We start from the raw sequence: 3,881 nt of genomic DNA, 5'->3' as shown, positions 1-3,881 counted from the left end.
TCGTGCTCCTCGCGCGCCAGGGGCGCGGCACGCATGGGCACCCGGCTGTTCACCGTGGCGGGCGTGACGGAGACGGACTGGGAGGCCTCGTCCTCCAGGTCCTCATCCGGCGGGTCCAGGTCGTCCCGCTCGTCCGGCTCGTCCATGTCCACGGGAGGGCCTCGGCGACGGTCCAACGCGGCGACGGAGGGAGAGGAGCCCGGCTTGCGGGCGGGCGTGGGCCGAGGAGGGGTCGCTCCGGCGCGCGCGGGCCGCTCCTGCACGGTGGACTCCCCGGTGGGAGGCCGCGGAGGCACGGCACGCGCCGGCACGGGAGGCGCGGCCTGCGCGGCGAGCCCCGAGGGACGCCCGGGCATGGTGCGGATGGCGGTGGCCTCCTCCTCCTCGTCCTCGTCCCCCAGGAGCACGGAGGGGGAGGCGGCGGCGATCATGTCCTGCGGGCGGGCCATCTCCGTGGCGAACTCCGCGTCATCGGAGTCTCCCACGGAGGCCAGGCTCTCGGCACTGGAGCGGCGCGCGGGGCGCGCGGTGAGGCCCGGGGGCTGCGGCGGCGCGGCGGGGGGAGCGGGCACGGGCGCGGACGCGGCGCCCTTGCGCGAGGCGGGGATGGGGACGTGGAGCATGGTGCGCTCCTCCTCCTCGCCCAGCAGCCGCGCGACGTACTCCGCCACGTCGTCGCTCTGCCGCATGGTGCCCGACTCCAGCAGGGCCTCCAGGTCCGCCTGCACCGCCGAGGCCCGCTGGTAGCGCTGGTTGCGGTCCTTCGTCAGGCACTTCATCACGATGCGCGACAGCTCCTGCGGGTAGTCGTCGCGGATGAGGTGCGGAGGCGAGGGCGTCTCGAAGCGGATGGCGTAGAGGATGGCCTCCGTCGTGGGCCGGGCGAAGGGCGAGCGCCCGGTGGTGACCTCATAGAGCATCACCCCCAGCGCGAAGATGTCCGAGCGCGAGTCCAGCCGCTCCTGCATCACCTGCTCGGGCGAGAGGTAGAGGAACTTGCCCTTGATGACGCCGGGCTTGCTGCGCTCGGCGAGGGCCTCGGCCTTGGCGATGCCGAAGTCCACGAGCTTCACCGAGCCGTCATAGCCCACCATCACGTTCTGGGGGCTGACGTCGCGGTGGATGAGCCCCAGGGGGCGACCATCCACGCCCTTGGAGTTGTGGGCGTGGTCGAGGCCAGCGGCCACCTGGGCGCAGATGCGCGCGGCCACCGCGTAGGACACGGCGGCGCTGAACTTCGTCTCCTCCGCGAGGATGCGCCGCAGGTCCACGCCCTCGACGAACTCCATCGCGATGAAGATGCTCTCGTCGATGCGCCCCAGCTCGAACACCTGGACGACGTTCGGGTGGTGGAGCTGCGCGGCGATGCGAGCCTCGTCCAGGAACATCTGGACGAACTCGGGCTCCTCCGACAGGTACGGGAGGATGCGCTTGATGACCACGAGCTCCGGCCGCGGTGGCTCTTGCGCGAGGAAGAGCTCCGCCATACCCCCCACCGCGAGCCGCTTGATGAGGAGGTATTTGCCGAAGGGGGTCGCAGCCTGGGGAGATGTCTCGGAAATGGGAGCCCCCTGGAGTCGATCGAAGAGGAAGCCTCGAGCTACTTTTCCCGAGCTTACCCGCAATCACCACATGGGTGGTGAGGTGGAAGAAAGGTGGGCGCCCTGACTGAACGCTCGCCCACCCTGGCAGTGAGGACTACTGGCCCGCGTCCCACTGGCCCGGGAGGTCCGTGGCGCAGTCCTGGGGGTGGAGCACGTAGGTGAACTTGTTGCCGCCGCCATCCGACTGCTCCGTGCCCGGCACCAGCGCCGGATCCCGGAAGCACCCCGCGTCCGTGCTGGCGCGATCCTGGCAGGGTGAGTAGGTGTAGGTCTCCCACACACCACGCACGCCCTGGGGGAAGACCACGGAGCCGCCGTCGAGCACCTTCTGGCGCCAGTCGCAGCGCACGTCGCCCCCGTCGGTCTCACCGAAGGTCTTGTAGTTGCGCACCAGGATGCCGCCCTCGAGCTCGAAGCCGAAGAAGCGCGGATCATTCGGGTCGTCCGACACGCGCTGCATCGCCCGGGGGTTGGGGTTGCTCAGTGAGAGCGGACCGGGGATGTGCACGCGCGAGCCCGCGTACTCGGCGTTGGGGCGCCCGAAACCGCCGTCGGCGTTGCCGAAGCCGGCGGGGACCTCGTGGTCCGCGGGAGGCGTCAGCGTGCCCAGCTGGGTGATGACGAGCTTGGCCTGCGAGCGATCCACCTCGAACTTGTTGGCCAGCTGGGGCCGGTAGGCCGTGGACTGCTCGTAGCGGCCCCGGTAGTTCACCCAGCCCTCGATGTCGATGCGATCGCCCACCTTCGGCTCATAGGTGGTCGGCAGGTCCTGGTAGAACTTGTAGACCCAGAGGCCCTGCTTGGGGTTGGCGGGATCCACCACCCAGAAGTAGCCCCGGTAGTCACCCTGATTGCCCCTGTTGGAGAACTCCACGGTCTGGATGACCACGTTCCGGAGTTTGACCCAGGTGCCGAACGAAGCGTTGCGCGCCTGGGCGACGCTCATCTCCGTGGGGCTGGTCTGCGTGCCCGCGTCGGTCTGCGTCCCGGCATCCGCCCCGGCATCCGCCTCGGAGCCGCCGGCATCGCTGCACACGCCGGTGCAGCCCGGCTGATCACCCGCGTCGGCACCGCCGCCACGACCATCACAGCCAGCGGCCAGCGCCGCGGCGAGCAGGGCCGCCGTTCCAAGAGTCTTGCGCAGAGAAATCACCGGTGCGTCTCCTATGGACTGCGACCTCGTATGTCGGGCCTTATATCGGTGGGTCACGGGGGCCGGCAAGGAAGCGACTCCCCCCTCGTACCGCCACCGCCATGCCCCTGCCCAAGCACCCCTACTTCCTCGGTCTCTCCCCGACCTTGCACATCGCCCACCGGGGCGGCTCGCTGCTCGCGCCCGAGAACACCCTGGCCGCCTTCCAACGGGCGGTGGAGCACTACCACACCCAGGTGCTGGAGACGGACGTCCACCTCACCCGCGACGGCGAGCTGGTGGTGGCCCACGACGCCACCCTGGAGCGCTGCACCGACGGTGTGGGCGCCGTGGCGGATCACACACTCTCCGAGTTGCAGCGGCTGGACGCGGGCTACTTCTTCAGCCCCAACGGAGGCCGGACCTACCCCTTCCGCGGCCAGGGCGTGCGCATGCCCTCCCTGCGCGAGCTGCTGCGCGCCTTCCCCGGCCTGCGCTTCAACATCGAGGTGAAGCCGGACGTGCCGGGCATCGAGGACGTCTTCGCCCAGGTGCTGCGCGAGGAGGGCGCGCTGGAGCGTGCGTGCGTGGGCAGTGAGCTGGACGAAGTGGGGGAGCGGCTGGCCCGGGTGCTGCCGGAGGCCTGCCACTTCTATCCACGCGAGGCCCTGGCGTCCTTCGTGCTCGCCGTGCGAGCGGGCGAGCCGACGCCGGAGGATCCGCGTTACACCGTGTTGGACATGCCCCTGCACTTTGGCGAGGTGCGGTTGGTGGACGAGGCCCTGCTGCGCGCCGTGGATGCCCACTCCCGGTGGCTCAATGTGTGGACGGTGGATGACCCCAAGGAGATGCGCCGGCTTGTCGCAGAGCGCGTGGGTGGCATCATGACGGACAGGCCGGACCTGCTGCGCCAGATCTTGGACGACCATCAAAAGCCGGGCTAGGCCCTTCCCTACCCATGCCTCGCACACCCCCGCGCAAGCGCGCTCCGAAGGCCGCCTCGGTCCCCGCCACCGCACAGCCCCTCGCCGTGCCCGAGCCGGCCCTGGTGTCCCCCGCTCCGGCCCTCGAGGCCCCCACCCGCAACACGGTGCGCCGCGTGCGCCCTCCCCGCGCCAAGCGCTTCCTCGCGCTCGCCGGCAACA

The 3,881-nt window shown here is 70.6% G+C and carries 3 protein-coding genes and 1 pseudogene; 2 read left to right on the top strand and 2 right to left on the bottom strand.

Translation table 11 applies throughout. From position 1 onward, the window contains the following. On the bottom strand, positions 1 to 1,487 hold a 1,487-nt coding region (locus VF794_RS09260; protein WP_331108866.1), incomplete at its 3' end, for a serine/threonine-protein kinase. A gap of 211 nt (positions 1,488 to 1,698) precedes the next feature. After that, entirely contained in the window at positions 1,699 to 2,757 is a 1,059-nt protein-coding gene (locus VF794_RS09255) for a hypothetical protein (protein WP_331108864.1), read from the bottom strand. 101 nt (positions 2,758 to 2,858) lie between these two features. Here VF794_RS09255 and VF794_RS09250 point away from each other — a divergent pair, with 101 nt between their 5' ends. Both VF794_RS09250 and VF794_RS09245 read left to right on the top strand, forming a co-directional pair. Next, complete coding sequence (locus tag VF794_RS09250; RefSeq protein WP_331108863.1) at positions 2,859 to 3,680, top strand: glycerophosphodiester phosphodiesterase; 822 nt, start codon at positions 2,859 to 2,861, stop codon at positions 3,678 to 3,680. Positions 3,681 to 3,694: 14 nt separating this feature from the next. After that, positions 3,695 to 3,881 (top strand): annotated as a pseudogene (locus VF794_RS09245) (deoxynucleoside kinase); the annotation flags it as partial.

The sequence above is a fragment of the Archangium sp. genome (assembly GCF_036389735.1).
GTDB lineage: Bacteria > Myxococcota > Myxococcia > Myxococcales > Myxococcaceae > Archangium.
Note: the sequence above shows the minus strand (reverse complement) of the source record. Positions and strands in the feature narration are given on the sequence as shown.

Bases quoted from the DNA above. Each gene is read 5' to 3' on its own strand.
- VF794_RS09250 (WP_331108863.1), top strand. From the start codon at position 2,859: ATGCCCCTGCCCAAGCACCCCTACTTCCTCGGTCTCTCCCCGACCTTG.